The following is a 26,117-nucleotide window of genomic DNA, read 5'->3' as shown; positions in this document are numbered from 1 at the left end:
CATGGCCGGCGCCTGGGACTTCCGCGCCACACACGTCGTGCCGCAGTCGGGGATGCCCGCCTGGGAGGCGCCGGACGTGTCCCGCCCGACGACCCCGCTCGACCCGCTGCTCCCGGTCCAGCTCACCGAGCGGCGCGGCGACTGGGGCCGGATCGTGTGCGCGAACAGCTGGTCCGCGTGGGTCGACGGCCGCCTCCTGGTGCCCGTACCGCAGGAGCCGCCGGCGGCCGGCCGGCCACTCGCGCGCACGGAGGACCCTCGGCCGCTGCTGGCCCGGGTCGGCGAGACGCTGGCCCGCTACCGGCGCGCCGCGGAGGACCTGGCCGACGGGCTGTCCGACGGCGAGACGTTCCGCGACCGTACGCGCGGACTGCGGGTGGGGCTTGTGGTGGACGGCGAGTCGGTGTGGCTGTACGACGGGGAGCACGAGCGCTGGGTGTACTGCGACGGTCTCCGGCTCAGCACGTTCGCGACTTCGTCGGGCCCGACGGCGCGGGAGGACGCGGCGCCGGGCGACGACGCGGCCCGGCCCGGCCCGGAACCGGTCGACGGCCCCGAGCCGACGCGGATCGTCACCCCGGAGCCCGCCGCACCGCCCACCGCCGAACCGAACCGCGTCGCCTCCGATCCGCCCGGCGAGGCGCCGCGCCACGAGCCCACGCGGGTCGTCGCCTCCGATCCGCCCGGCGGGACGCCGCACCACGAGCCCACACGGGTCGTGACGCCCGAGACGCCGCCCGGTACGGGCGAGGGCGACGAGCCCCGGCCCGCCGAGCCGGCCGCCCCGGCGCGGGACGAGGACCGCCCTGACGCGACCCGCGTCGTGGAGCATCCGGAGGCGACCCGGGCCGGGGAACGGCCGGAGGCCCAGGCCGTGGAGGAACCGGACGGGACCGCCGTCGTGCGACCGCCCGACCCGACCCGCGTGCTGGAGCCCCCTGACCCGACACAGGCCGTGGACCGGCCGGAGGGAACCCGGGCCGCGGAACAGCCCGAGGCCACCCGGGCCGTGGCGCATCCCGAGCCCACCCGGACCGTGGACCGGCCCGAAGGGACGCCCGGTGGGAGCGCCGAGACGCCGCCCGGCGGTGAGCGCTGATGGCGTCGGCTTCCGGCGTGGCCGGCGGCCGGCCGTCCGAGCTGGTCGGACGGCGGGTCGCGGACTATCTCGTGGAGCGCGAGATCGGCCGCGGCGGCATGGCGGTCGTCTACCGCGCCCGCGATCTGCGCCTCGACCGCACCGTCGCCCTGAAGCTCCTCGCCCCCGAACTGGCCCGCAACGACACGTTCCGCAAACGGTTCACGCATGAGTCCCGCGTCGCCGCCTCCATCGACCACCCGCACATCGTGCCCGTCTTCGAGGCCGGCGAGACGGACGGTCTGCTCTACATCGCCATGCGCTACGTCCCCGGCCAGGACCTGCGCGTACTGCTCGACCGCATGGGGCCGCTGCCCGCTGTGGCGGCGGGGCGGATCGCCGCGCAGGTGGCGTCCGCGCTGGACGCGGCGCACGCGCACGACCTGGTGCACCGGGATGTGAAGCCGGGGAACGTCCTGGTCGCGGAGGGTACGGACAGCGACCACCCCGAGCATGTCTATCTCACGGACTTCGGGCTGACGAAGAAGTCCCTGTCGCTGACCGGGTTCACGACGGTCGGCCAGTTCGTCGGCACGCTCGACTATGTGGCGCCGGAGCAGATCTCCGGCCGGCCGGTGGACGGTCGGTGCGACGTCTACAGCCTCGGCTGCGTCGTCTTCGAGACGCTGGCCGGCGCCCCGCCGTTCCGGCGGGACGACGACATGGCCCTGCTGTGGGCGCACCAGTTCGATCCCGCGCCGCCGCTGACCGGGGAGCGGCCCGACCTCCCCGCGGGGGTCGACGCCGTGATGGCGAAGGCGCTCGCCAAGAGCCCCGAGGACCGCTACGGCTCCTGCGGCGAGTTCGTGGCGGCCCTGCGCGCCGCGTCCGCGGCACCCGCCGCGGATGCTGCGTCCGGAGGGAGCGGCCGTCCGGCGACGGTGGTGGCCGGGCGGGGCACGGGGCCGTCCGGAGAGTCGGCCGCCACGCCGGAGCCACCGCGCTGGGCGCTGCCCGTCTTCCCCGGCTCAGCTCCGGCGGGCGGTCACTGAGGAGGCGGGGGCGCCTGCCCCCGACGGTGCACGCGTGCGGCGAGGAGCCCGCCGATCAGGCCGGTGACCAGTCCCCATGCGGCCGCCAGGCCGAGGGCGGGCCACAGGTTCGGCCGCAGCGCCACCTCGCCGGCGAGGTCGCCGCCGAGATCGCCGAGGCCCAGCAGCGACAGGCCGTAGTGGGCGTACAGCCGTACGAGCAGGCAGACGGTGAGCACGGTCAGGACGAGGGCGACGGCCATGTGCACGACGTGCTGCCACAGGCGGGTCCGGGCCGGTGAACGGACGGCCATCAGGAAGGCGGCCGCCGTCACGAGCACGACGGCGACGACCAGCAGCCACCAGGCGCGGCCGTCGCGTTCGGTGAGGGTGGCGAGGTCGAGCCGGGACATGTCGCCGGTGCGGAGCACTTCGTCGAGAAGCTGGGGCATCGGCAGACCGAAGGGGCCCTCCACCTTGCCCTCCCAGGACGCGCCGAGGCCGAGTGTGAAGGCCAGCCAGACCAGATTGGGCAGCGCGAGGAAGATCACGGCGAAGGTCTCCGCGGTGCTGTCGCGGGTCAGGGCGACCACGACGCCGATGACCACGCCGACCGCGACGTAGGTGAGCAGCAGGGCGACCATGGCGTACGCGGCCGGGCGCACGGATTCCTGGAAGCGCAGCAGCCGGGCGGGGAGCGGGGCGCCGCGCGAGACCAGGACCGCCAGAGCGAGGACCCCGGCCAGCCACAGCAGGCCGAAGAGGAGGGTGAGCGGGAGGTCGATGCGGAAGCCCACTTGTGGACCGGGGCCCAGCAGTTCTTCCAGGAACCCGCCGGTGGGGTCCTCGATGGGGATGGTGAAGGTGTGGCGTGCGAGGGCGCCGAGGCCGATGAGAGCAAGCAGCCAGAGGACGGCGAGCCGGCCGGCCCAGCCCGCGAGTTCGCGCGCGGAGGCGACGGCACGGTGGCGCAGGGGCCGCAGGAAGCCGGCGGCGACGGTGAGGGCTCCGACGAGGGACACGGACAGGGGCAGGGCGGTCAGTCCGGCTCTGGTCTCGGCAATCACGCCGGCGTCTCCGGCGATTTCCACGGTGCCGCCGGCCGCCATCACGACGAGCGCCGCGACGACGGGGAGGAAACCGCCGTCGGGCAGGTCCGCCGCGCCGGCCGCCCACAGTCCGAGTGCCGCGGTGGCGGCCATGACGACGAGGCCGCCGAGCACGGCCGCGAGTGCGTGGGGCCAGCCGTGGGCCGGACGGGTCGCGCTGCCGGGGCTCTTCGGTGCCTGCTGACTCACGCTGCCACGCTATGCACGGCGGCTGTGGTGCGCTCCCCGGGTGGGCCGACCGCGTCGGCTTGCGGGTGACCCCGGGCCGGGGAACACAATGGTGCATATCGGTAGCGACGGAAGAGCTGTCCGTCTTCCGCCTCCCTACGCCAGGGAAGAAGACCCCGTGAGTGCCGAACCTCCGTCCTCCGGCCGCCCGACTGGTCCTCCCTCGGGACCGCTCTCCGGCCCGTCGCAGCCAGGGCCCACTCCCCCGCCGCCGCCCTCGGGGCCGTCCGACGCGGGCCCGCCCGGCCCGCCGAGCGGCCCCGGCGGCCCCGGCGGTCCCAGTGAGCCCAGCGGCCCCGGCGGCGGTTCGCACGAGGGGCCGAGCCGGCCCTGGTGGCGGTCGGTGCCCCGGATCGCCACGATCGCCGTCGCGCTCGTCGCCGCCGTGGTCCTCACCGTCGTGCTCACCCGCCCGGACGGCGGCGCCGGCACCGGGGCCGGCGGTGGCGGCGGTGAGGTCTTCCTGCAGGCCGCGGGCTCGACCGGGCCCGACCCCTTCACCGAGTCGACGGCGAAGGAGAGTTCGCCGCCCGCCTCCACACCGGCCGCCGAGACCGACGGATCCACCGCGAGCCCCAATGTCACCCGCAGCGTCGAGGGGTCGGCCCCGGGGCTCTACGGCGGCACCCGCAAGGTGGCCAGCTGCGACGTGGAGCAGCAGATCAAGGCGCTGAGCGCCGACCCGGCCAAGAACCGGGCCTTCGCCGAGGTCCAGCGGGTCGAGCCGGCCCGGGTTCCGGAGCTGCTGCGTTCGTTCACCCCGGTGCAGCTGCGGATGGACACCAGGGTGACCAACCACGGCTACAAGGACGGCGAGCCGACCTCCTATCAGGCGGTGCTGCAGGCCGGCACGGCGGTGCTGGTCGACGAGCGGGGGGTGCCCAGGGTCCGGTGCGCCTGCGGCAATCCGCTGACGCCGCCCGTCGCACAGCAGGACCCGCGGACGACCGGTGACTCGTGGCCCGGCTACCGCGCCTCGAACGTCGTCGTCGTGGCGCCGGCGGACCGGCCCGTCAAGGAGTTCGTCCTCCGTGACGACGACCGGTGGATCAAGCGCCCCGCGGGCGACACGGGTACGCGGGACAAGGAGACCGAGCCGCCCTCGCGGGAGCCGTCGCCCTCGCCCTCCAAGGACGCCTCCCCGTCCGACGGCGACACCCCGGCCCCGGACCGGCCGTCCGGCCCGCCCGCGTCCGAGCCCGCGCCGCAGGACTCGCCGGCGCCGCCGCCCAAGTCTGAACCGGCGCCGCCGTCCGAACCCGGACAGCCCCCGTCCCAGCCGGCTCCGGAGTCCGGCGCCGACTCCCCCGCCGGCCCGGCCCCCGACGCGCCCGCTCCGGAGAACTCCGCTCCGGTGGCCCCCGGGCCGTAGGAGCGGCACGCCGTAGCAGCGGGTCGCCCGACCGCGCAAGGGGCCGTGAACCGCCGTCCACGGGCGGGGCTATGGGGGCTGTCACCATTCCTCGCCGCGCGGGACTTTCCTACGGTGACGTGACTCGTTCCGTCACCCGTGGGAGGTCCCGATGCCGTCGCGTCAACGCCGACGCCCGCACGGGTTGCCGGCCATGTCGGGGCGCTGCCCCGAGCCCCGCGCCTCAATCTCCCCCCCACGGCCTGGCGGCCGTAGGGGGAGATTGAGGCCACCGCGGGGAGCGCGGTGAACGGCCCCGGGCGGAGCCCGGCCCGCCGCCCGGAGGGCGATAACCGGGGTCCGGGGCCTGCCCCGCCACGCGGCGGAGCCGCACATCCGGTACAGCGGGAAGGGGCGGGCAGGGGAACGGCCCCGCGCAGCGGCCCCCACCCGCCATGAGCCCCGCGCCAGACCCAGCACCAACGCTCACGGCGACGACCGCCGCCCGCCCCGCACCCCACCGTTCCACCACTTCTCACCAGGAGGCTCTTCCGTGCCGTTCGCCCTTCCGCCAGGCATCCTCCCCGCACGCCCCACCCGGTCCGCCGCGGGCGGACGTGCCGTACGGGCCGTCGCCGTCGCCGGGGCCGCGCTGCTGCTCGGCGTGACCGCCGTCCCCGCCGCCGGGGCGGGCGAAACGGCCGGGCAGCCGGGCCACTGCGCCCGGCAGCACACCCTGCGGGTGCCCGGCGCCGAGCGCCAGGAGGTGTCGTGCCTCGACGAGTTGACCACGGCGGGGACGGTCGCCACCGGGCACACCGACCCGGCCGACTGGGCGGGTCTGACACCGGCGGGGCTCGAGACGCCCAGCGGCGTCCCCGGCATCCAGATCGACGGCTACTTCCCCGACGGCTCGGCGACGAACACCAACCACGGCTGGATGCACGACTCCCAGTTCGTCGTCCGGCTGCCGGACCGCTGGAACGGCGGACTCGTCGTCGCCGGATCCCCCGGGGTGCGGGAGCAGTACGCCAACGACCGGGCGATAGCGGACTGGGTGCTCGCCCGCGGCTACGCCTTCGCGTCGACCGACAAGGGCAACACCGGCGTCGCGTTCCACCGGGACGGGCGGCGCCCCGGTGCGGCGATCGCCGAGTGGAACGAGCGGGTCACCCAGCTGACCAGGGCCGCCCGCGCGGTCGTCGCCCAGCGCTACCAGCGCCCGCCGCAGCGCACCCTCGCCACGGGCATGTCCAACGGTGGCTATCTGGTGCGCTGGCAGCTGGAGAACCGGCCCGGGCTGTACGACGGCGGGGTGGACTGGGAGGGCACCCTGTGGCGCACCGAGGGCCCGAACCTGCTGACGTTCCTGCCGCCGGCGCTGCGCGCGTATCCGGTGTACGCGGCGGGCGGCACCGGGGCCGGGCAGGCGCACCGGGAGATGGTGGCGGCCGGGTATCCGGCGGACTCCGAGTTCCTGTGGCCGTACCACCACCGGTACTACTGGGACCTGACGCAGCGCATCTACCGCGAGGAGCTGGACCCCGCCTTCGACGGGGCCGCGGAGGCCGGTACTCCGTTCTGCGCGCCGGGGATGCCCGTCTGCGACGCGGACTACGACTACGCGTCACGGCCCGCCGAGGTGCACCGGGCCGTGGACCGGATCGCGCTGACGGGCCGGATCGGGAAGCCGCTGATCACGCTGCACGGCACGCTGGACGTGCTGCTGCCCATCGGTGAGGGCTCCGACGTGTACGCGCGCATGGTCCGCGACGCGGGGCGGGACGGGCTCTTCCGCTACTACCGCGTCGAGGGCGGCACGCACGTCGACTCGCTGTACGACGTCTTCCCGGACCGGCTGCGGCCGTTGACGCCGTGTCACCGATCGGCCTTCGCGGCGATGGAGGACTGGATCGCCCAGGGCCGCACGCCGGCGGCGAGCCACACGGTGGCCATGCCCGGCGAGGGCCGGGATCCGCTCACCGAGTGCCCACTCGAAGACCGGTAGCGGCGGCCCCAGCAGCGGCGGCGGTGCGGCATAGGATGCGCCGCATGGAACAGCGTGTATTGGGCAGGACCGGCCGGAGCGCCTCCGTGGTGGGGCTCGGCACCTGGCAGCTCGGGGCCGACTGGGGCGATGTCGCGGAGGACGAGGCGCTCGGCGTGCTCGACGCGGCCGTCGAGTCGGGTGTCACGTTCTTCGACACCGCCGACGTGTACGGCGACGGGCGCAGCGAGCAGCTCATCGGCCGGTATCTGCGGAGGCGGCCGGACGCGGACGTGTTCGTGGCGACCAAGACGGGCCGTCGCGCCGACCAGCTCCCGGAGAACTACGCACTGGACAACTTCCGTGCGTGGAACGACCGTTCCCGCAAGAACCTCGGCGTGGACCGGCTCGACCTGGTGCAGCTGCACTGCCCGCCGACCGCCGTGTACGGGTCCGACGAGGTCTTCGACGCGTTGGACACGCTGGTCGCGGAGGAGCGCGTCGCCGCGTACGGCGTGAGCGTGGAGACCTGCGCGCAGGCGCTCACGGCGATCGCCCGGCCCGGCACCGCGAGCGTGCAGATCATCCTCAACCCGTTCCGGCTGAAGCCGCTCGAGGAGGTCCTGCCCGCCGCCGCCGAGGCCGGGGTCGGCATCATCGCGCGGGTGCCGCTGGCGTCCGGGCTGCTCTCCGGCAAGTACACCGAGGACACCGTCTTCGCCGCCGACGACCACCGGACCTACAACCGGCACGGCGAGGCGTTCGACCAGGGCGAGACGTTCTCCGGCGTCGACTTCGCGACGGGGGTCGAGGCGGCAGCCGAGTTCGCCGGGCTCGTGGGACCGGAGCGCACGCCGGCCGCGGCGGCGCTGCGCTGGGTCGTCCAGCAGCCGGGCGTGACCAGCGTGATCCCGGGCGCCCGCTCCGCCGGGCAGGCCCGTGCCAACGCCGCCGCCGCGGACGCGCCGCCGCTCCCGCAGGCCACGCTGGACGCGGTCCGCGAGCTGTACGACCGGCGGATCCGGCCCCAGGTGCACGAGCGCTGGTAGCGGTCGCGTCCATTCGGGCGTCTGCGCCGCGACCGGCGGATATACCGCTCAGATTGGGTACCCGCTATGCATGGTCACTTTGAACCGGCCGGCCGGGGACGCCGAGACCGTCCTCGCGGCCGCTGAGGGAGCGCCCGCGGTGATCGTCTTCGGACTGATCGTGATCGGGCTGCTGGTGCTGCTCGTATGGGTCGTCTGGCAGGTGGGGGCGCGGCGGCGGCGCGATGCGCCTCCGACGGAGGACGAGCAGCCGAGGCGCCCCGATCACCAGACCCACTTCGAGAGCCGCCTGGAGCCCGACGACGATTTCGACCCGAGCGCGGGTCATGAGGTCCCGGGCAGGCTGACACCCCACGAGCTCCACGGTTACGGAAACATGGGGTCCCGTCCGGTGCCCGAGAAGAAGCCCCCGCGGGACTCCGACGAGGGCGGTGGCGCGTTCGGCAGTGGCGGCCACGGCGGCTGACACGCCCGGAAACGCAACGCCGCCGGCCGACGGGCCGGCGGCGTTCACCCCTGCCCGGAGGAGGAACGCTCCCCCGGCCCCCGCGGACCCGGCCGTTCCCGGCCCTGCCGGCCGTCGGCGTCCGGGCCGATGCCGTGCCGCATCACGGCCGCCGGCACCAGCCAGCAGACAGTGAGCCCTCCGGCGACGGCGGCGGCCATCACCAGCGCCGCCGTGTCACCGATCACGGGAACGTTGCGCAGCACGAGCAGCAGGGCGAGGGCCACCATGCCGAGGAGCATCGCGAGCCCCAGGAGGGTGAGCCGGGAGGCCCACCGTGCGGCCTCGTACTTCAGTCCGCGGCCTGTGACCATGCGGTGGATGCCGACCGGCGCGACGAGCACGCCGATCGCCGCGGCCCCCAGCAGCAGACAGGCCACGTAGAGGGCCCGGTCCACGTCGCCGGGCGAGCGGAAGAGCGGCATGAAGGCGACGGCGAGCAGAAAGACGAAAAGCAGCTGGACGCCGGCGAGGGCGACCCTCACCTCGCGCAGCAGTTCCCCCCACAACCGGTCCAGGCGTTCCTCGTCGCTCTCACGGCGCCCGCCCGGGCCGGTGCGTGTGATCCCCATCGGCCGCCGCCGCTCAGGCCGGTCCGGGATCCCGCTCGCCGCCGCCTGTCCGACGGCGGGCGGAGAGCCGCCTGGACCACCGGCAGACGAGTACGAGGAGACCGACCAGGGTCAGCGCCCAGGTGGTGGCGAACGCCCAGATGAGGCCGGGCTCCGAAGTGGACGCGGCCATCACCAGCAGGACGCACGTCAGGGTCGCCAGCATGCTCACGCCGGCGGCGAGCAGATGTGTCCGCAAGCCGCGGGTCACCCGCGCGAGCGGCGGGCCGGGACTCATCGTCCGCAGGCGGTGGTCCAGAAGCTCGTCGGCGCGCAGATCCCGCTCGATCTCGGCGAGGATCATCCGCTCGGGCTCGGAGAGACCGGGTCCGTCCATGACGGGCACCTCCGTACGCTGTCAGACGGCTGCGTTCAGTCCTCGCCCCGGACGATGTTCGGTTCCGGGTTGTTCTTCTCCGACTGACGGTCGGGCTCACGGCCCTTCGTCACCACGGCGGGCCTGCAGGTGCGGACCTGTTCCCGCTCGGAGATTCGGCTGCTGATCCTTCCGGTGTCGGCCCGGGTCTCCACGGCTGACACCTCCTCCTGCTGCTCGGTACCGGCGAGGCGGCCGGTTCTGCCATATTTCTGCTGCTGCGGGTACCCCGTCCGCCGTGTGTCAGTCACGCCGGGCGGCCCGCGGGACAAGCGCTTCGGCGGGCCGTCAGGGGGCACCCGGCCCGTATGTCGAACTCTCATTCTCCGGGCGCGGAGAGCCGGACGCACTGGCGTACGCGCACGACGGATTCGCACTGGATGCGCACCAGCGACACCACGTCCTTCCCTCCCCTGACGGCCGACCTCGAGGTCGACGTGGCCGTCGTCGGCGGTGGGATCGCCGGGCTGTGCACGGCGTGGGAGCTGACCCGTGAGGGCGGCCGGTCGGTGGTGGTGCTCGAGGCCGACCGGATCGCGGCCGGTGTCACCGGCTTCACGACGGCGAAGGTGACGGCGCAGCACGGCATGATCTACGACCGGCTGCGGCGAACCAGGGGCGCGGAGGGCGCACGGCTGTACGCGCGGTCCCAGCAGGCGGCCGTCGAGCGCGTGGCGGAGGTCGCCTCCGTACTCGAGGTCGAGTGCGAGTTCGAGCGCGGCCCCGCCTATGTCTACTCCAGGGACCGGGCCGAGCGGGACGCCCTGAAGCGGGAGGCGGAGGCCGCGGCCGAGGCGGGTCTGGACGCGGCGTACACGGAGGACACCGGGCTGCCGTTCCCGGTCGCCGGCGCGGTACGGATGGCGGGCCAGGCGCAGTTCCACCCCCGCAAGTACCTCCTCGGACTGGCCCGCGACCTGACCGCGTACGGCAACACGATCCATGAGCGGACCCGGGTGACCGGTCTGCACGAGGGCACGCCGTGCCGGCTCACCACGGAGAGCGGTCATACGGTGACCGCCCACGACGTCGTCGTCGCCACGCACTTCCCGGTCTTCGACCGGGCGCTGCTGTTCGCTCGGATGTCGCCGCGCCGGGAGCTGGTCGTGGCCGCGCCGCTGCCCGCCGACCGCGACCCGGGCGGCATGTACATCACCGAGGACGGCGCGAAGCGGTCGGTGCGTACGGCGCCGCTGGACGACGGCAGGCGGCTGCTGATCGTGACCGGGGAGAACTTCACCCCGGGCACGGCGGACGTCCCGGAGCGGATCGGGGTCCTCGACGAGTGGATGCACACGCATTTCGCCGTGGAGGAGACCCGGTACCGCTGGGCCGCGCAGGACAACGACCCGAGCGACCGCGTGCCGCTGATCGGGCCGTTCCACCCGGGTGCCCGGCACACCTATGTGGCGACGGGCTTCGGCGGCTGGGGCATGAGCGGCGGCGTGCTGGCCGGCCGGCTGCTGGCGAGTCTGATCTGCGCGGTGCGGCCCCCGTGGACCGACCTGTACGACCCGAGGCGGCTGTGGAGCACGGTGCGGGAGGCGCCGACGCTGCTCTCCCAGCAGGCGGAGGTCGGCAAGCACTTCGTCGGTGACCGGCTGCGGACCACCCATGTGGACTCCGTCGCGGACATCGCGCCGGGGAGCGGCGCGGTGGTGCGGCTGCACGGGCGGCGCTGCGCCGTCCACCGCGACGACGACGGCGTCTGCCACGCGCTGTCGGCCCGCTGCACCCATCTGGGGTGCCTGGTGGCGTTCAACGAGGCGGAGCGCAGCTGGGACTGCCCCTGCCACGGTTCGAGGTTCGGCGTGGACGGCTCGGTGCTGCAGGGCCCGGCAGTCCGGCCGCTGGAGCGGCGCACCGTCGACGGCTCGGACGGCTCCGACGACCCCGGCCGTCCCGACGGCGGCGCCGGCTCGTGAGCGGTGGGACCGCGGGATTCGTCACAGGCTGGTAGGAAAGAGAACAAAACGTCATCACCCGACCGGAAAGGGCTGCGGCGTGGACGCAACCAGCCGACCGGAGACCTCGGGCGCCCCGACCGGCGAGGGCGCCCATCACTCCACGGTCACCCTGCATGTCAACGGAGTCAGGCACACCCTGACGCTCGACAACCGCACCACCGTCCTGGACGCCCTGCGCGAGCATCTGGACCTGACGGGACCGAAGAAGGGGTGCGACCACGGGCAGTGCGGCTCGTGCACCGTGATCGCCGACGGGCGGCGGGTCAACAGCTGTCTGATGCCGGCCGTGTCCCACGACGAGGCGCACATCACCACGGCCGAGGGGCTCGCTCCGGGAGGCGAACTCCATCCCGTGCAGGAGGCGTTCGTCGCCAGGGACGCCCTCCAGTGCGGCTACTGCACTCCGGGCCAGGTCTGCTCCGCCGTCGCGATGCTGGCGGAGGCGGCCGACGGCCGGCCCTCGCTGGTGACCGGACCGCGGAAGGCGGACGGGCCCGTGGAACTGACCCATGAGGAGATCAGCGAGCGCATGAGCGGCAATCTCTGCCGCTGCGGCGCGTACGTCAACATCGTGGCGGCCATCGAGGACGTGACCCTGTGAAGCCCTTCGCCTATGTCCGACCCGGCACGGCCGCGGAGGCCGTCGCCGCGTTCGCCGCGCACACCGGGGCGCAGTACCTCGCGGGCGGCACCAACCTCGTCGACCTGATGAAGCTCGGCGTCGCGACGCCCGACGCACTCATCGACGTGAGCCGGCTGCCGCTCGACACGGTCGAGGGGGTGCCGGGAGGCGGCCTCCTCATCGGCGCCGCCGTGCGCAACAGCGATCTCGCGGCCCATCCGGCCGTCCGCACGCGCTACTTCGCGCTGTCGCAGGCGCTGCTCGCCGGGGCGTCCGGCCAGTTGCGCAACGCGGCCACGACCGGCGGGAACCTGCTGCAGCGCACCCGCTGCACCTACTTCCAGGACATCTCCAAGCCCTGCAACAAGCGGGCCCCGGGCACCGGCTGCCCCGCGCGGGAGGGCGTCCACCGCGATCTGGCCGTGCTGGGCCACTCCGAGCACTGCGTCGCCACGCACCCCTCGGACATGGCGGTGGCGCTCGCCGCGTTCGACGCCACGGTCCATCTGCACTCGACCGACGGGGACCGGTCGCTGCCGGTCACCGACTTCCACCGGCTGCCCGGGGACCGTCCGCAGACCGACACCGAGATCCGGGCCGGCGAGCTGATCACGGGCGTGGAGCTGCCGCCGGTCCCGGTCGGCGCACGGTCGGCCTACCGCAAGGCCCGCGACCGTGCCTCGTACGCCTTCGCCCTGGTCTCCGTCGCGGCGGTCCTCGCGGTCGAGGACGGGCGCGTACGGCACGCGGCGCTGGCCTTCGGCGGCCTCGCCCACCGGCCCTGGCGTGCCCGCCGCGCGGAGGAGCGGCTCGCCGGCGCCCCGGTCGGCCGGGAGACGTTCGTCCGGGCGGCGGAGGCGGAGCTGGTGGCGGCGCGGCCGTTGCGGGACAACGCGTTCAAGGTGCGGCTCGCCCGCAATCTCGCGGTGGACGTGCTCAGCCGGCTGGCCGCGGCCGACGACACCGGGGAGCGGTCATGACCCGGCCGGCCGCCACGACCGTGCTGGGCGCGCCCGTGGAGCGGCGGGAGGCCCGGGAGAAGGCGGCGGGCCGCGCGCGTTACGCCGCCGAGCACACGCCGTCGGGCTGCGCGTACGGCCGGCCGGTACCCGCCGCCGTCGCCCGGGGGCGGGTGACGGCGGTCCACACGGAGGAGGTGCTGGAGCTGCCCGGGGTGATCGCGGTGCTCACCCACGAGAACGCGCCCCGGCTCGGGGAGCCGGACGATCCGACGCTCCGGCTCCTCCAGGACGACCGTGTCCCGCACCGCGGCTGGTACATCGCCCTGGTCGTGGCCGACACCCTGGAGAACGCCCGCGCGGCCGCCGCCGCGCTGCGCGTCGACTACAAGGCCGAGGAGCACGACGTACGGCTCACCGACCGGCATCCGGGGCTGTACACGCCCGAGGAGGCCAACGGCGGTTTCCCGGCGGTGCGCGAGCGGGGCGACTTCGAGGGCGCGTACGCGTCGGCGGACGTCCGCGTCGACGCCTCGTACGGCATCACCGCCCTGCACAACCATCCGATGGAGCCGCACGCCGCCACGGCCCGGTGGCACGACGGCCGGCTGACCGTGTGGGACTCCAGCCAGGGCTCCGGTTCCGTCCGGGACGCCCTGGCGCAGCTGTTCGGGCTGGACCGGGAGCAGGTGACCGCGGTGTCCGAGCACGTCGGCGGCGGTTTCGGGTCGAAGGGGACGCCGCGGCCGCCGGCGGTGCTCGCCGCGATGGCCGCCCGCCACACCGGGCGCCCGGTCAAGGTGTCGCTGCCGCGGCGGCAGATGCCCGCCGTCGTCGGTCACCGGGCGCCGACGCTGCATCGTGTCCGGCTGGGCGCCGGCGCCGACGGCCGGATCACGGCGCTCGCCCACGAGGTGGTCACCCAGACCTCGCGGGTGAAGGAGTTCGTGGAGCAGGCCGCGGTGCCCGCCCGGGTCATGTACGTCTCCCCCGGCAGCCGTACGGCGCACCGGGTGACGGCCCTCGACGTGCCGACCCCGTCGTGGATGCGGGCGCCGGGCGAGACGCCGGGGATGTACGCCCTGGAGTGCGCGATGGACGAACTCGCCCTCGCCACCGGGCTGGACCCGGTCGAGCTGCGGCTGCGCAACGAGCCGGAGACCGAACCCGACTCCGGACTGCCGTTCAGCAGCAGGCATCTCGGCGAATGCCTCCGCCAGGGGCGGGACCTCTTCGGCTGGCGGCGCCGCGCCGGCGCGCCCGGGGTCACCAGGGAGGGCGATCTGCTGCTCGGCACCGGTGTGGCGGCGAGCACCTATCCGGTGCTGGTCTCGCCGTCGTCCGCGAGCGCCCACGTGGGCCGCGACGGAGTCCGGGTGGTCCGGGTCAACGCCACCGACATCGGCACCGGGGCGAGGACCGTGCTGGCGCAGATCGCGGCGGAGGCACTGGGTGTGCCCCTGGAGTCGGTGTCCGTCGAGATCGGCAGTTCGGATCTGCCGCAGGCCCCGCTGGCCGGCGGCTCGTCCGGCACGGCGTCCTGGGGCTGGGCGGTCCACAAGGCGTGCACGCGGCTCGCGGAGCGCCTCGCGGACCTGGGCGGCGAGGTGCCGCCGGAGGGCGTGACGGTCAGGGCCGACACCCGGGAGGAGACCGGGGCGGAGCCCTCCCACGCGCGGCACGCGTTCGGCGCCGTGTTCTGCGAGGTGCAGGTCGACACGGTGACGGGCGAGGTGGCGGTGCGCCGGATGCTCGGCGTGTACGCGGCGGGCCGCATCCTCAACGCCCGTACCGCGCGCTCCCAGTTCATCGGCGGGATGACGATGGGCATCGGGATGGCGCTGATGGAGGGCAGCACGATGGACGAGCGGTTCGGGGACTACGCGGAGTGCGACCTGGCGATGTACCACGTCCCGGTCTGCGCGGACGTCCACTCGATCGACGCGCGGTGGATCGAGGAGGACGACCCGCATCTCAACCCGATGGGCAGCAAGGGCATCGGCGAGATCGGCATCGTCGGCACGGCGGCTGCCGTGGCGAACGCGGTGCGGCACGCGACGGGCGTGCGGCTGCGGGACCTGCCGCTCACGCCGGACAAGGTGCTGGAGTCGCTCGACACGGCGGCGGCTAGCGGGGCCTGAGGCCGCTGACGCGCGCGGCGTGCCGGAGCACGTCGACGAGCATCGGGAAGGTGAGCCGGCCGGTGAACACGTTGCGTCTGCTCGGGTGGTAGCACCCCAGCAGGTGGAGTTCCGGCCGGCCGTCGCCGCCGGGGAGCACGACATGGGCGCCGTGTCCGAAGGCGGGGCGCGGCCGGGGCAGCCGGTATCCGGCGGCCTCCAGGACGGGCAGCACCGCCTGCCATCCGAACCCGCCGAGGACCACGACCGCACGCACTCCGGTCAGCAGCGACAGCTCGCGCGCGAGCCACGGGCGGCAGGTGTCCCGCTCCCCGGGCGTGGGCCGGTTCTGCGGCGGGGCGCAGTGGACGGGCGCGGTGACGCGTACGCCGTGCAGGACGAGGCCGTCGCCGCGGTGCGTGGACGTCGGCTGCGAGGCGAGGCCGACGGCGTGCAGGGCGGCGAAGAGCACGTCGCCGGAGTCGTCGCCGGTGAACATGCGGCCGGTGCGGTTGCCGCCGTGCGCGGCGGGGGCGAGTCCGACGACGGCGAGCGACGCGTCGGCGGGTCCGAAGCCGGGCACCGGCCTGCCCCAGTACTCCCGGTCGGCGAACGCCGCGCGCCGGGTTTCCGCGACCTGTTCCCGCCAGGCCACCAGCCGCGGGCAGGCCCGGCACCGGCTGACGGCCGCGTCCAGCTCGCCGAGCCCGGCGCAGTGCGGGGCGGTGCGGGCCGGGAAGTCGCCGTCGTCCGGTCCGGGCGGCGGGGCGGGCGCTGGGTGGCCGGTCATGCGTCCACGCTAGGGCCTCTCGTTCGGACTCAGGCCGGGGCCGACCAGCGGGCCGCGAGGAGCAGCGCGATGTCGTCGGGGCGATCCGCGTTCTGCCGGGCCTGGTTGATGAGCCGGTCCGCGGTGTCGGCGAGCGGGCCGGAGCCCAGGTCGGAGAGTGTGCGGCGCAGCCGCTCGATGCCCAGGTCGATGTCGGTCCCCGGCTGTTCGACGAGGCCGTCGGTGAAGAGGGCGAGCACCGCGCCGGGTTCGAGTGTCAGGTCGGTCGCCGGATAGACGGCGTCGGCGTCGACGCCGAGGACCACACCGCCGGGCAGGTCGAGGACCTCCGTCCTGCCGTCCGGATGGCGCAGCAGCGGCTGGAGGTGGCCCGCGCGGACGGCCAGGGCGCGGCCGGTGGCCGGGTCGAGCCTGAGGTAGCAGCAGCTGGCGAACAGGCCGGGGTCGAGGTCGATCATCAGCCGGTTGGTGCCGCTCATCACCTCGACGGGGGTGTGGCCGCTGACGGCGAGTGCCCTGACGGCGCTGCGCAGCTGCCCCATGGCGGCGGCGGCCTGCACGCCGTGTCCCTGGACGTCGCCGATGATCAGGGCCGGCACGCCGCCGGTGTCGATGACGTCGTACCAGTCGCCGCCGACCTCCATGCCCTGGGTACCCGCGAGATACCGGCCGACGGTGTCGAGCTGGTCGACGACGGGCAGGCGGTGCGGCAGCAGGGCGTCCTGGAGGCCCCGGGCGAGGGCCGCCTCCGAGTCGTAGCGCTGGGCGCGTTCGAGGGCCTGGGCGATGAGTCCGGCGAGCGCGGTGAGGACCGTGCGCTCCTCCGGGCTGAAGCCGCGGGGCTGGTCGAAGCCGAGGATGCACGAGCCGACGGGGCGGCCGGAGGCGATCAGCGGCAGGAAGGCCCTGGCGCCGACGTGGGCGTCGAGGGGGATGCCGGGGTAGGCGCCGGCCAGATGCCGCATCGACTCGAAGAAGAGGGGACGGCCGGAGGTGAGGGTCTCGACGCCGGGCAGTTTCGCGTCGAGCCCCACGCCTTCGAAGCGGTTGAGGAACCCTCTGGGGAAGCCGGTCTCCCAGGCGAGGTGGAGGTGACGGTTGCTCAGCAGGTAGATCGCCAGCTGGCGGCCGCCGAAGGCGGGCAGCAGCTCCTCGGTGACCACGGCGGACACCTGACGGGCCGTGACCGCCTCGGTGAGCGCGATGGCGAGGGCGACGGGGCGGTAGAGGGCCACGGCCCGGTCCGCCGGAGATCCGACGCCGGCGCCGGGGTTGATCATGGAGGTGGGGGCGTAGGCGGGCTGCTCCGACCGGGTGAGGGTCACGGTCAGCCCCTCGATGTCCGGATAGAGGGCGACGGAGAGCCATGCGTCGGTGTGCAGGACCTGGAACCGGACCGGGTCCGGGGCGAGCAGCGCGGCCCGGTAGTGGTCCTCGTGGGCGGGCCCGAACAGGTCGACGGCTTCCCACAGGACGCGGCCGATCAGATCGGGCCGCTGCCGGCCGAGGAGCCGCTCCGCGATGTCGTTCATGTAGGTGATCCGGCCGAGGCGGTCGAGCGAGCAGACGCCGAAGGGGAGCCGGTCGGCGGATTCGGCGACGACCGGACCGGCGCCGAGGTCGATGAGATAGCCCGTCAGATGCGTGGCGCCGGTGCCGTCGGCGGGGCGGCTGCGGCGGCCCGTCAGCTCGACCAGATGCGGCCGGCCGTCGGCTCCCTGGAGCCGCATCCTGCGGGTCACCGGCTGGTCGGACTCGACGGACCGGCGTCCGAGGGCCCACAGCCCGTAGGCGTCCTCCGGTTCGATCCGCGCGGCCACGTCCTCCGCGGTCAGGGGAAGGTCCTCCCGCTGTACGGCGAGGATGGTGCGCCAGCCTTCGTCGCCGGTGACGGTGCCGGCCTCGAGGTTCCAGTCGAAGGCGCCGATGCGCAGCGGCGGTGAGCCCAGTGACTGCAAGGTCACGGCGAGCGGTTCGGCGTCCCACTCGATACGGGGGCGGTGCGGCGCCATGTCCGCCAGCGTGGCGCCGAGCCGGGTCCCCACCTCGTGGATGCGCCGCCGGTCGGCGTCGGAGACCGGTACGCCGGGGGTGGCCGGGCGGAGCACCGTGAGGACGCCGAAGCATTCGCGCTCGTGGGAGACGGGCACGTACAGCGAGCCGAAGGGGAACGGCAGGCCGGCCATGAGCTGCGGGTAGCGGCGCATGGCCTCCTCGGCGTCGCCGAGGTAGACGGGCTGGCCGGAGCGGTAGACGTCGGAGTGCGGGAACGGGCGATTGACGTGCATGGTCCACCAGTGGCGGAAGAGGTGGAGCGGCAGGCCCGCGATCACGGCGAGCCGCAGCTGTTCCGGGGAGCGGGAGCGCAGGTAGAGGCCGCCGGCGAAGCCTCCGACGGCCTCTACGGCGCTCACCTCCGCCTGGGCGAGGACCATGGCGAGCTCGTTCGTCCGCGGGTCCCGCCCGCCCGTGCCCGCGGGGTCCGGACCGTGCTCGGCGGGCGGCCCCGGCCCGCCCTTGCCGTACCAGGTCACCCTGCCAGCATGCTCCCGGGCGGCGGGGCGGCGCATCTCCTTGTGCACGGCGGACGCGGGGGCGTCTGCTGTGCGGACGAGCATCCTGACGGGCCGGGCGAGTGGGCTATGTTGAGCAACGGGCTGGACACAGAAGGGGGCACACCGGTGCCATCAGGGCAGCAGGAACGTGCGCAGGCGGCCGCGATCACCCCGGGCGGGCCGTCGGAGGAGCAGGAGCCGGCTCCTGCGGAACGGGTGCTGGCACTGCTCGGCGGCCACCGCCTCTCCCCCGGCCAGCGGCGCATCGCCCAGTACATCATCGACCACATGCCCGAGGCCGCGTTCCTGTCCATCACCGACCTCGCGGAGCGCGTCGGGGTGAGCCAGCCGTCGGTGACCCGGTTCGCGACCTCCCTCGGCTACACCGGGTATCCGGCGCTGCGGGAGGCGTTGCAGCCGATCGCGCTGAGCACGGTCGCCGGTCCCCCCGAGGGCCGGACGGAGATCCGCCGCAACGAGCTGCAGGCGGCGGTCGACGCCGAGATCCAGAACCTGGAGAACCTGCGGCGGGTGCTCGCCGACACCGACCAGGTGCTCGGCGTCGGGCGGGAGCTGGCGCTGTCGGTGCCCCTGACGGTCCTGGGGCTGCGGATCTCGGTGTCGCTCGCGGAGTACTTCGCGTACGCCGCGCGCCGTATCCACCCCGACGTACGGCTGGTGACCCGCGGCGGCAGCGTGGCCTACGACGCGCTGCTGCAGTCCCGGGAGGTCGGCGGGACGTGGGTGCTGGCCTTCGCGATGCCCCGGCACGCCAACGAGACGCTGGGGGCGCTGCGGGCGGCCCGCCGCACGGGGCTGCGGGTCGCGCTGATCACCGATCTGACGCTCGGCCCGCTGGTCGACGAGGCGGATGTGACGCTGACGGCGGCGACGGGCTCGCGGCTGGTGTTCGACTCGTACGCGGCGCCGGGGGTGCTGTCCGCCGCCGTGCTGCAGGCGATGGCGGACGCGGATCCGGGGCGGACGCAGTTGCGGCTGGAGGGCTACGAGCAGGTGGCCGACCAGCACGACTTCTTCATCGACGACTGATCCGCCTGCTTTTCGGAGCTCGAACCGGTCTCTTACCGGACTTTTTCATGCCCAGTGGCGCATGTAATTTTTCATACCCTTGCTTACTCGACGGTATATATATTTACTACTTCTGGCGCCGGGTACTCCGATGCCACCACGAGGGCGAGACCCGCGCCCTCCACCCAGCGGACACCCTGGGACGGCGCTCCCTCCTCGCGCCGCCCCGCGGGTGTTCAATCCGGGCTCCGCATTCCGCCGCGGATGCCCTCGGCGGTCCCGGTCAACCCCTGGGCCGGGACCGCCGCCCCTCTCTCGATCAGAGTTCATCGGCACCACCCGGAGCGACGCCATGTCCCAGCCCCTCTCCACGACGAGCCCGGACTGGCCCTGCCAGGTGAAGGCCCCGGGCAGTCACGACTGGGAACGCAGCGCCGCCCGCTGGCTGCGCGATCTGCTGCCCGCCCGCTACGCCGCCTACTCGACGTTCAACCGGCACCCCGTCCTGCTGGCCCGGCACGTACAGCTCCAGGTGCAGCACGAGATGCGGGCGGTACGGGAGGCCCTCCAGACGTCCCGGGTGCAGCTGCCCCCGCTGGGCGTGGCCGAGACGGTCATCGAGAACACGATCCGGCTGTACGCGGTGGAGCTGGAGCAGCTCGGCCGCCTGGCCCGCAGGGTCAGGCTGGTCGGCGACGCGCTCGCGACGGGCGGCGGCACGCACCGCAGGCGGTAGCCGCCCGCCACGGGGGCGGTCACGCCAGCTGCCGCCGGACCAGTTCGTGCAGCCGGCCGCCCGCGTCGGCGACGAGGTCCGCCGGGCGGCCCTCCTCGACGACCCGGCCCTCGTCCATCACGATCACCCGGTCCGCGTCCATCACGGTGGAGAGCCGGTGGGCGATGACGACGCGGGTGGCGTCCAGCCGGCGGGTGCTCTCGATGACGACGCGCTGCGTCTCGTTGTCCAGCGCGCTGGTCGCCTCGTCGAAAAAGAGGACACGCGGCCGGCGCACCAGTGCCTGGGCGATCATCAGCCGCTGCCGCTGGCCGCCCGAGATCGCGCCGCCGGACGAGATCAGGGTGTGCAGGCCCATCGGCATCCGTCTGATGTCCTCGGCGAGGCCCGCCATCTCCGCGGCCTCCCACACCTCGTCCTGGGAGAACGTCTCCGCGCCGCTGATGCAGTCGAGGATCGACCCGGTCAGCGGCTGCGCGTTCTGGAGCACCACACCGCACTGCCGGCGTACCGCGGCGGGGTCCAGGGCGGCCAGGTCCTGGCCGTCGTAGAGGACGGTTCCCGAGGCGGGGCGGTCGAAGCCGATGAGCAGCCGCAGCAGGGTCGACTTGCCGCAGCCGCTGGGGCCGACGACGGCCACGAACTCCCCCGGCCGCACGGTCAGCGACACGTCGTCGAGGACGGGCGGGCCGTCGTCGGCGTAGCGGAACGTCAGACCCCGCGCCTCGATCGCGCCGGACAGCGTGCCGGGCTGCGCGCTCGCTCCGCGCACCTCCGGCGCCTCGTCCAGGATGGGGCGCACCAGCTCGAACATGGGCAGCGCGGCCGCGGCGGAGACGAGCACGCCGGTGAGCTGGGTGACCGAGGTCAGCAGCATGGTGACGGCGGTACTGAAGGTGAGGAACTCGCCCGCCGACATCGTGCCGCGGGCCGGGCCCGCGAGCAGCATGAACATGATGAGCGAGCAGAGCGGCAGATAGACGGAGTCCAGCACGGTGGTCAGGTTCTTGATGCGGCCCACCCGCTGCTGGAGTTCGCGCGAGCGGGCGAAGCGCCGTGCCCACGCGGCGTACGCGAAGCTCTCCGCCGCCGCGACCCGCAGTTTCGGCAGGCCCCGCAGGGTCTGGAACGCCTGGTTGTTGAGCTTGTTGTTCAGCTCCACCAGCCGGCGCTGCCAGCGGACCTGCCACAGGCCCATGCCGAGGAAGACGGCGCCGATGACGAGGAGCATGCCGATGGCGGCGAAGGCCAGCGGCACGCTGTACCAGAGCAGCAGCCCGACGTTCATCGCACCGACGGTGGTGGACTGCAGGGCGATGGGGCCGATGCCGGACAGGACCCGGCGGATCGAGCTGATGCCCATGGCGGCGCTCGCCAGCTCTCCGGTCGACCGCTCGGCGAAGAACCTGGTCGGCAGCCGCAGCAGCCGGTCCCAGACGGCGGGCTGGAGGGTGCTCTCGATACGGCCCTCCATCCGCAGCACCGTCAGATTCTGCAGCAGCATGAACGCGGCCGAGACGATGCTGGTGATCATGACGGCGAGGGCGACCTGGACGATCAGGCCGGTCTGCGCCTTCGGCACGTACACGCCGAGGATCTGTCCGGTGGCGATGGGCACGAGCGCACCGAGCACGACGGTGACGAGGCCGGCGAGCAGCAGGTTCCGCAGGTCCGTGCGGGTGCCGCGGAGGCTGAACGCGACCAGCCGGCGCACGTTCGCGGGCCGCTCGGGCAGCGGCCGGTAGAACATGACGGCCCGCTCCTCGAACTCGTCCGCGTTCTCCCTGCCGATCCGGGTCCGTGAGCCGGTGACCGGGTTGACCGCCTCGTAGCGTCCGCGGCGCCAGAGCAGTGCGACGGGCGCGCCGGAGGCGGCCCGGTGGCCGACGAGCGGCCCCGCGTCGCTGCGCCACCAGCGGCCCTGGAGCCGGACCGGACGGGTGCGGACACGGGAGGCGACGGCGATGCGCTCGACGGGGCCGACGCGGTCCTGCACGGGTCCGCTCTTCGGCGGGTCGGTCAGCGTGATCCCGGCGGCGCGGGCGACATGGCGGCACACCGCGAGCAGCGTGTCGTCGTCGAGGCCCGATGCCCCGTGGTCGCGCGCGGCCCGGTCCCGCCGGCCGATGGAGGCGAGCAGCGCCTCGTCGGCTCGGGCGCCGGCGTCGGCGCCCGCCTTGATGCCGGCGGCCGTGCGGTCCTCGTGGGCCCGCTCCAGCTCCTCGATCCAGCCGTCCACGGCGGACAGCAGCCGGTACTGCTGGTTCACCATGCCCTGCCACATGGCGCCCTCGACCAGTAGGTCGCCCGCCGCCTCCGCACTGTAGGAGGCGCCGTACTGCACGCTGCCGGGCTCGACCTGCATCCACAGGACGTCGTCGTCGGCCAGCACCTCGTCGGTGGCCGGGCGGCCCTCCAGCGGCGCCTCGAAGAGCACTCCGAGGCCGCGGCCGACGCCGAGCCCGAAGGCGTACTCGAGCGGGGTGGCGGCCGTGCGGCCGTACGGGTCCTGGTACGCGGGCGGGTAGGGGTCTGCGTACTCCCCGTACTGCCCGTACTCGGGCGTGTGCAGTTCGCGCAGCGGGATCCGGCGCAGCAGGCAGTCCTGCGAGGGGCGGCCGGTCAGGGTGTGGCGGGGGCCCTCGACCGGGCCGAGGAGCAGCGTGCCCGGTTCGAGGCGGCCGAGGAAGTGCCAGTGGCCCTGTTCGGCGGCGTCCACGGCGAACAGGTCGAGCGTGCCGCCCATGACGAGCCACAGCACCAGCGGCCCCTCCAGCGGCAGGCTGCGCAGGCCGGTGCAGTCGACGTGGGTGCCCAGGCCGCCGAGCGCGTGGATCACGGGGTCGGTCTGCGCGGGCGCCTGGTGGTGGCCGCCGGCGGGCGGCGGGTGGACGGACGACACGTCAGTGCTCCTTGACCAGCTGGGCGTACGGGCCCTGGGCGGCCACCAGGTCCTCGTGGCGGCCGCGTTCGACGACGGTGCCGTGGTCCAGCACGACGATCTCGTCGCTGTCGCGCACGGTGCTCAGCCGGTGCGCGATCACGACGCAGGCGCAGCCGCGCCGGCGCAGGTTGTCGATGATGACCCGCTCCGTCTCGGCGTCGAGGGCGCTGGTGACCTCGTCCAGGACCAGGATGCTCGGCCGGCGCACCAGGGCGCGGGCGATCTCCAGACGCTGGCGCTGCCCGCCGGAGAAGTTGCGGCCGTCCTGCTCGACGCGGCCGTGGATGCCTTCGGGACGGCGCATCACCACGTCGTGGACGGCGGCGTCCCGTAGCGCCGCCTCCACGGCCTCGTCGGGGACGGACGGGTCCCACAGCGTCACGTTGTCGCGGACGGTGCCCTCGAAGAGGAAGATGTCCTGGTCCACGAAGGAGACGGAGGCGGCGAGCGCGCCGCGGGGGATGTCCGCGAGAAGCCGTCCGTCGATGCGGATGGTTCCCTCCCACGGGCTGTAGAGGCCCGCGATCAGCCGGGAGACGGTGGACTTGCCGCTGCCGGAGCCGCCGACGAGGGCGACCTGCCGGCCCGGTCCGACGGTCAGGGAAAAGCCGCTGAGCAGCGGTGCGTCGAGCGGGCTGTAGCCGAAGGTGATGTTCTCGAGCGTGACGTGACCCTTGAGCCGGCGGCTGCTGGGGTCGGGCTCGTCGCGGGAGTAGAGGGGGTCGACGGGGAAGCTCTCCACGTCCTTGAGCCGGGTCATGTCCGCGGCGAAGTCCTGGATCCGGCCGGCGACTCCGTTGAGCCGGGTGATCGGTGCGGTGAAGCGGGCCACCAGGGCCTGGAAGGCAACCAGGAGACCGATCGATATATGGCCTTCGACGGCCCGCAGTCCGCCGATCCAGAGGATGAGCGCGCTGTTGAGGGTGGCGAGGGTGGGCGCGACGACGGCCAGGACCGCGCTGGGCACGCCGAGCCGCTGCTGCACGTCCAGAGTCGTGGCGTGCTGGCCCGCCCAGCGGCGGAAGAAGCCGTTCTCCGCGCCGGTCGCCTTCATGGTCTCGATGAGCTGGAGGCCGGTGTACGAGGTGTTGGTGAGGCGGGCGCTGTCGGCGCGCAGCTTCTGGGTGTGGGTGGCGCGCAGCCGGATGACGATGCGCATCGCCACGACGTTGAGGAGGGCGATGAGCACGCCGACGACGGTGAGCTGGGGGTCGTAGCTCCACAGCAGCGCGGCGTAGAGGACGACCACGACGCCGTCCACCGCGGCCGCCGCCAGGTCACGTGCCAGGGTCTCGGCCACGGCGTCGTTGGACTGCAGCCGCTGCACGAGGTCGGCCGGGCTGCGCTGGGCGAAGAACGTGACGGGCAGGCGCAGCAGATGGCGCAGGAAGCGGGCGCTGCTCAGGGTGGAGGAGATGAGCCGGCCGCGCAGCAGGTTGGACTGCTGCAGCCCGGTCAGCACGGCGGTCAGCGCCACCATCACGGCCATGGCGGTGAACAGCGTCCCGAGCAGCGAGGTCCGGCCGCCGATCAGGAACATGTCGATGTAGGTGCGGCTGAGCGCCGGGACGGCCGCGCCGACGGCGACGAGGAGCAGGCTGGCGAGGAAGGCGGCGAACAGAGTGCCCGTGGTCCCGCGCAGCCGTCCGGGGACGGCGGACATGATGCCCGGTTTGCGGCCGCCCTTACGGAAGTTCCGGTCGGGTTCGAGGACGAGGGCGACCCCGGTGAAGCTGGTGTCGAAGTCCTCCGCCGGTATGAACCGGCGGCCCTTGTCTGGGTCGTTGATGTGCACGCCGCGGCGGCCGAACCGGCGTGCCTGGCCGTCGTAGACGACGTAGTGGTTGAACTCCCAGAACAGGATGGCGGGCGGCTGCACCTCGGCCAGCGCGGACGCCTCCATCTGCATGCCCTTGGCGGTCAGGCCGTAACTGCGGGCCGCCTTCAGCACGTTGCTGGCGCGCGAGCCGTCCCGGGAGACGCCGCAGGCGATCCGCAGCTCCTCGAGCGGCACATGGCGCCCGTAGTGGGAGAGGACCATGGCGAGGGCGGCGGCGCCGCACTCCACGGCCTCCATCTGGAGCACGGTGGGGGTGCGGACGGCGCGGGGTCGGGCGGTGCGCTGTTTGCGGCGCGGCGGCGGTGCGGCGCGGCGCGATCCGCGCCGGCCGCCGGGCGCCGCGGTCTGGGGCCGGTGTCTGCCGCGGCCGGCGGGCGGCAACTGCTGCTGCGGGGCGGGGGTGTTGTGGTCGGTCTGTGTCACGGCAGCAGCCAATCGATCGGGCGCTGCTCTGCGAGGTGGACGGCGCCGCCGGTCAGGGTCATGGATTCGAGCGGGTACGGCGGCCCGTCGGACGACGACCACCGGTAGCCGGACTCGGTGCCTTCCGCAGGCTCCAGTGCGACCAGCACGGCGACGGGCTGGCCGGCCGCCGAGAACTGCTCTCCGAGCTGGCTGCTGCCGAGGAAGGCGGTGATCCGCTGCCGGGTCTGGGCGGTCCTGCCGACAGACTTCACACGGCCGCGCAGCACTCCGTACTGCTGGCTCGCCACCGACTGGACGCTGAGGTCGACCTCGGCGCCGACCGGGACCGAACTGCCCTTCTCGGCGGGGACGTACAGCACGGCCATCAGGGGGTCGTCCGCCTCCTCGATCCGCTCGACCGCCGCAACGTCCGAGCCCGGGGTGACGACCGACCCGATGGTGGCGACGAGGGCCGTCAGCCGGCCGGCGGCGACGGTACGGACGACGGTGTCGCCCTGCGCGGTGCGGACCTTCAGCAGGGGCGCGTCGGCGCCGACCCGGTCGCCCTCCTCTGCGAGGACCGCGGTGACCTGCCCGGCGACGGGGCTCTGGAGTACGTAACTGCCCTGGGCGTGGGTGAGGATGCCGGGCGCGTCCAGCGTGGAGGACACCGTGCCCGCCACGGCCCACCCGCCCGCGGCGATCATCACGACGACGGTGACGACGAGCACGAGCAGCCCCTGCGGCCGGGCGAACCGCACGGGAAGATCTATCTCCTCCGGCGACTGCAGCTTGGAAAGGGCCTGTTGGCGGAACTGCACGTTG

21 protein-coding genes are annotated in these 26,117 nt (G+C 74.0%); 12 read left to right on the top strand and 9 right to left on the bottom strand.

Annotated elements, in window-relative coordinates; translation table 11 throughout:
- The first annotated feature begins 1 nt into the window (after window position 1).
- Window positions 2–1,099: a hypothetical protein gene (locus tag ACWD01_RS24790; RefSeq protein WP_451164987.1), complete on the top strand. Its 1,098-nt coding sequence runs from the start codon at window positions 2–4 to the stop codon at window positions 1,097–1,099.
- Entirely contained in the window at window positions 1,099–2,130 is a 1,032-nt protein-coding gene (locus ACWD01_RS24785; protein ID WP_451164986.1) for a serine/threonine-protein kinase, read from the top strand. The genes ACWD01_RS24790 and ACWD01_RS24785 overlap by 1 nt, the downstream gene beginning before the upstream one ends.
- Here ACWD01_RS24785 and ACWD01_RS24780 read toward each other — a convergent pair.
- Window positions 2,124–3,407, bottom strand: coding sequence for a streptophobe family protein (locus tag ACWD01_RS24780; RefSeq protein ID WP_451164985.1), 1,284 nt, complete (start codon window positions 3,405–3,407; stop codon window positions 2,124–2,126). The two genes, ACWD01_RS24785 and ACWD01_RS24780, sit on opposite strands and share 7 nt — an antisense overlap.
- 157 nt (window positions 3,408–3,564) lie before the next feature.
- Here ACWD01_RS24780 and ACWD01_RS24775 point away from each other — a divergent pair, with 157 nt between their 5' ends.
- The 4 genes from ACWD01_RS24775 to ACWD01_RS24760 all read left to right on the top strand — a co-directional run bounded on the left by ACWD01_RS24775 (window position 3,565) and on the right by ACWD01_RS24760 (window position 8,299).
- Window positions 3,565–4,818, top strand: coding sequence for a DUF6777 domain-containing protein (locus ACWD01_RS24775; protein WP_451164984.1), 1,254 nt, complete (start codon window positions 3,565–3,567; stop codon window positions 4,816–4,818).
- A 556-nt stretch (window positions 4,819–5,374) separates the two neighbouring features.
- The gene (locus tag ACWD01_RS24770) at window positions 5,375–6,805 is read left to right on the top strand and encodes a tannase/feruloyl esterase family alpha/beta hydrolase (RefSeq protein ID WP_451165021.1); all 1,431 of its coding nucleotides are present in this window, start codon (window positions 5,375–5,377) and stop codon (window positions 6,803–6,805) included.
- 35 nt (window positions 6,806–6,840) lie between these two features.
- On the top strand, window positions 6,841–7,833 hold the full coding sequence (locus ACWD01_RS24765) for an aldo/keto reductase (protein ID WP_451164983.1): 993 nt from the start codon (window positions 6,841–6,843) through the stop codon (window positions 7,831–7,833).
- Between the two features lie 70 nt (window positions 7,834–7,903).
- Window positions 7,904–8,299, top strand: a complete 396-nt coding sequence (locus ACWD01_RS24760; RefSeq protein ID WP_451164982.1) for a DUF6479 family protein — start codon at window positions 7,904–7,906, stop codon at window positions 8,297–8,299.
- A gap of 44 nt (window positions 8,300–8,343) precedes the next feature.
- Here the strand turns inward: ACWD01_RS24760 and ACWD01_RS24755 are convergent, their stop codons facing one another.
- From ACWD01_RS24755 to ACWD01_RS24745, 3 genes are read right to left on the bottom strand one after another with little or no spacing between them, the layout of a single operon-like run.
- Window positions 8,344–8,910, bottom strand: coding sequence for a DUF6328 family protein (locus tag ACWD01_RS24755; protein WP_451164981.1), 567 nt, complete (start codon window positions 8,908–8,910; stop codon window positions 8,344–8,346).
- Between the two features lie 13 nt (window positions 8,911–8,923).
- Complete coding sequence (locus ACWD01_RS24750) at window positions 8,924–9,286, bottom strand: DUF3040 domain-containing protein (protein WP_356897410.1); 363 nt, start codon at window positions 9,284–9,286, stop codon at window positions 8,924–8,926.
- A 35-nt stretch (window positions 9,287–9,321) separates the two neighbouring features.
- Window positions 9,322–9,576 carry a hypothetical protein gene (locus ACWD01_RS24745; protein ID WP_451164980.1) on the bottom strand — a complete coding sequence of 85 codons (255 nt, stop codon included), beginning with the start codon at window positions 9,574–9,576 and terminating at the stop codon, window positions 9,322–9,324.
- Window positions 9,577–9,705: 129 nt separating this feature from the next.
- Here ACWD01_RS24745 and ACWD01_RS24740 point away from each other — a divergent pair, with 129 nt between their 5' ends.
- The 4 genes from ACWD01_RS24740 to ACWD01_RS24725 all read left to right on the top strand — a co-directional run bounded on the left by ACWD01_RS24740 (window position 9,706) and on the right by ACWD01_RS24725 (window position 15,014).
- Complete coding sequence (locus ACWD01_RS24740; protein WP_451164979.1) at window positions 9,706–11,250, top strand: FAD-dependent oxidoreductase; 1,545 nt, start codon at window positions 9,706–9,708, stop codon at window positions 11,248–11,250.
- 79 nt (window positions 11,251–11,329) lie between these two features.
- On the top strand, window positions 11,330–11,893 hold the full coding sequence (locus ACWD01_RS24735; protein WP_451164978.1) for a (2Fe-2S)-binding protein: 564 nt from the start codon (window positions 11,330–11,332) through the stop codon (window positions 11,891–11,893).
- Window positions 11,890–12,894: an FAD binding domain-containing protein gene (locus tag ACWD01_RS24730; RefSeq protein WP_451164977.1), complete on the top strand. Its 1,005-nt coding sequence runs from the start codon at window positions 11,890–11,892 to the stop codon at window positions 12,892–12,894. The genes ACWD01_RS24735 and ACWD01_RS24730 overlap by 4 nt, the downstream gene beginning before the upstream one ends.
- Complete coding sequence (locus ACWD01_RS24725) at window positions 12,891–15,014, top strand: xanthine dehydrogenase family protein molybdopterin-binding subunit (protein ID WP_451164976.1); 2,124 nt, start codon at window positions 12,891–12,893, stop codon at window positions 15,012–15,014. The genes ACWD01_RS24730 and ACWD01_RS24725 overlap by 4 nt, the downstream gene beginning before the upstream one ends.
- Here ACWD01_RS24725 and ACWD01_RS24720 read toward each other — a convergent pair.
- Window positions 15,001–15,783, bottom strand: a complete 783-nt coding sequence (locus ACWD01_RS24720) for a uracil-DNA glycosylase (RefSeq protein ID WP_451164975.1) — start codon at window positions 15,781–15,783, stop codon at window positions 15,001–15,003. The two genes, ACWD01_RS24725 and ACWD01_RS24720, sit on opposite strands and share 14 nt — an antisense overlap.
- A gap of 29 nt (window positions 15,784–15,812) precedes the next feature.
- The gene (locus ACWD01_RS24715; RefSeq protein ID WP_451165020.1) at window positions 15,813–18,353 is read right to left on the bottom strand and encodes a SpoIIE family protein phosphatase; all 2,541 of its coding nucleotides are present in this window, start codon (window positions 18,351–18,353) and stop codon (window positions 15,813–15,815) included.
- 111 nt (window positions 18,354–18,464) lie between these two features.
- On the opposite strand from ACWD01_RS24715, the gene ACWD01_RS24710 reads away from it, so the two are divergent.
- The gene (locus tag ACWD01_RS24710; RefSeq protein ID WP_451164974.1) at window positions 18,465–19,388 is read left to right on the top strand and encodes a MurR/RpiR family transcriptional regulator; all 924 of its coding nucleotides are present in this window, start codon (window positions 18,465–18,467) and stop codon (window positions 19,386–19,388) included.
- 331 nt (window positions 19,389–19,719) lie between these two features.
- Window positions 19,720–20,103: a hypothetical protein gene (locus ACWD01_RS24705; protein ID WP_451164973.1), complete on the top strand. Its 384-nt coding sequence runs from the start codon at window positions 19,720–19,722 to the stop codon at window positions 20,101–20,103.
- A 19-nt stretch (window positions 20,104–20,122) separates the two neighbouring features.
- Here ACWD01_RS24705 and ACWD01_RS24700 read toward each other — a convergent pair whose 3' ends face one another.
- Genes ACWD01_RS24700 through ACWD01_RS24690 form a run of 3 tightly spaced genes read right to left on the bottom strand, consistent with a single transcriptional unit; the run spans window position 20,123 to window position 26,113 of the window.
- The gene (locus tag ACWD01_RS24700) at window positions 20,123–23,005 is read right to left on the bottom strand and encodes an NHLP bacteriocin export ABC transporter permease/ATPase subunit (RefSeq protein ID WP_451164972.1); all 2,883 of its coding nucleotides are present in this window, start codon (window positions 23,003–23,005) and stop codon (window positions 20,123–20,125) included.
- 1 nt (window position 23,006) lies between these two features.
- Window positions 23,007–25,310 carry an NHLP family bacteriocin export ABC transporter peptidase/permease/ATPase subunit gene (locus ACWD01_RS24695; RefSeq protein ID WP_451164971.1) on the bottom strand — a complete coding sequence of 768 codons (2,304 nt, stop codon included), beginning with the start codon at window positions 25,308–25,310 and terminating at the stop codon, window positions 23,007–23,009.
- Window positions 25,307–26,113, bottom strand: a complete 807-nt coding sequence (locus tag ACWD01_RS24690) for an HlyD family efflux transporter periplasmic adaptor subunit (protein ID WP_451164970.1) — start codon at window positions 26,111–26,113, stop codon at window positions 25,307–25,309. Before ACWD01_RS24690 ends, ACWD01_RS24695 begins: the two co-directional genes overlap by 4 nt.
- Window positions 26,114–26,117: the final 4 nt, after the last annotated feature.

The organism is Streptomyces sp. NPDC002835, assembly GCF_053591995.1.
This window is presented reverse-complemented; position numbering and strand designations above follow the sequence as displayed.

Excerpts from the sequence above, each read along its gene's own strand:
- ACWD01_RS24790 (WP_451164987.1), top strand. The coding sequence starts at position 2 with ATGGCCGGCGCCTGGGACTTCCGCGCCACACACGTCGTGCCGCAGTCG.
- ACWD01_RS24785 (WP_451164986.1), top strand. The coding sequence starts at position 1,099 with ATGGCGTCGGCTTCCGGCGTGGCCGGCGGCCGGCCGTCCGAGCTGGTC.
- ACWD01_RS24765 (WP_451164983.1), top strand. The coding sequence starts at position 6,841 with ATGCGCCGCATGGAACAGCGTGTATTGGGCAGGACCGGCCGGAGCGCC.
- ACWD01_RS24760 (WP_451164982.1), top strand. The coding sequence starts at position 7,904 with ATGGTCACTTTGAACCGGCCGGCCGGGGACGCCGAGACCGTCCTCGCG.
- ACWD01_RS24755 (WP_451164981.1), bottom strand. The coding sequence starts at position 8,910 with ATGGGGATCACACGCACCGGCCCGGGCGGGCGCCGTGAGAGCGACGAG.
- ACWD01_RS24750 (WP_356897410.1), bottom strand. The coding sequence starts at position 9,286 with ATGGACGGACCCGGTCTCTCCGAGCCCGAGCGGATGATCCTCGCCGAG.
- ACWD01_RS24740 (WP_451164979.1), top strand. The coding sequence starts at position 9,706 with ATGCGCACCAGCGACACCACGTCCTTCCCTCCCCTGACGGCCGACCTC.
- ACWD01_RS24725 (WP_451164976.1), top strand. The coding sequence starts at position 12,891 with ATGACCCGGCCGGCCGCCACGACCGTGCTGGGCGCGCCCGTGGAGCGG.
- ACWD01_RS24720 (WP_451164975.1), bottom strand. The coding sequence starts at position 15,783 with ATGACCGGCCACCCAGCGCCCGCCCCGCCGCCCGGACCGGACGACGGC.
- ACWD01_RS24715 (WP_451165020.1), bottom strand. The coding sequence starts at position 18,353 with ATGCGCCGCCCCGCCGCCCGGGAGCATGCTGGCAGGGTGACCTGGTAC.
- ACWD01_RS24705 (WP_451164973.1), top strand. The coding sequence starts at position 19,720 with ATGTCCCAGCCCCTCTCCACGACGAGCCCGGACTGGCCCTGCCAGGTG.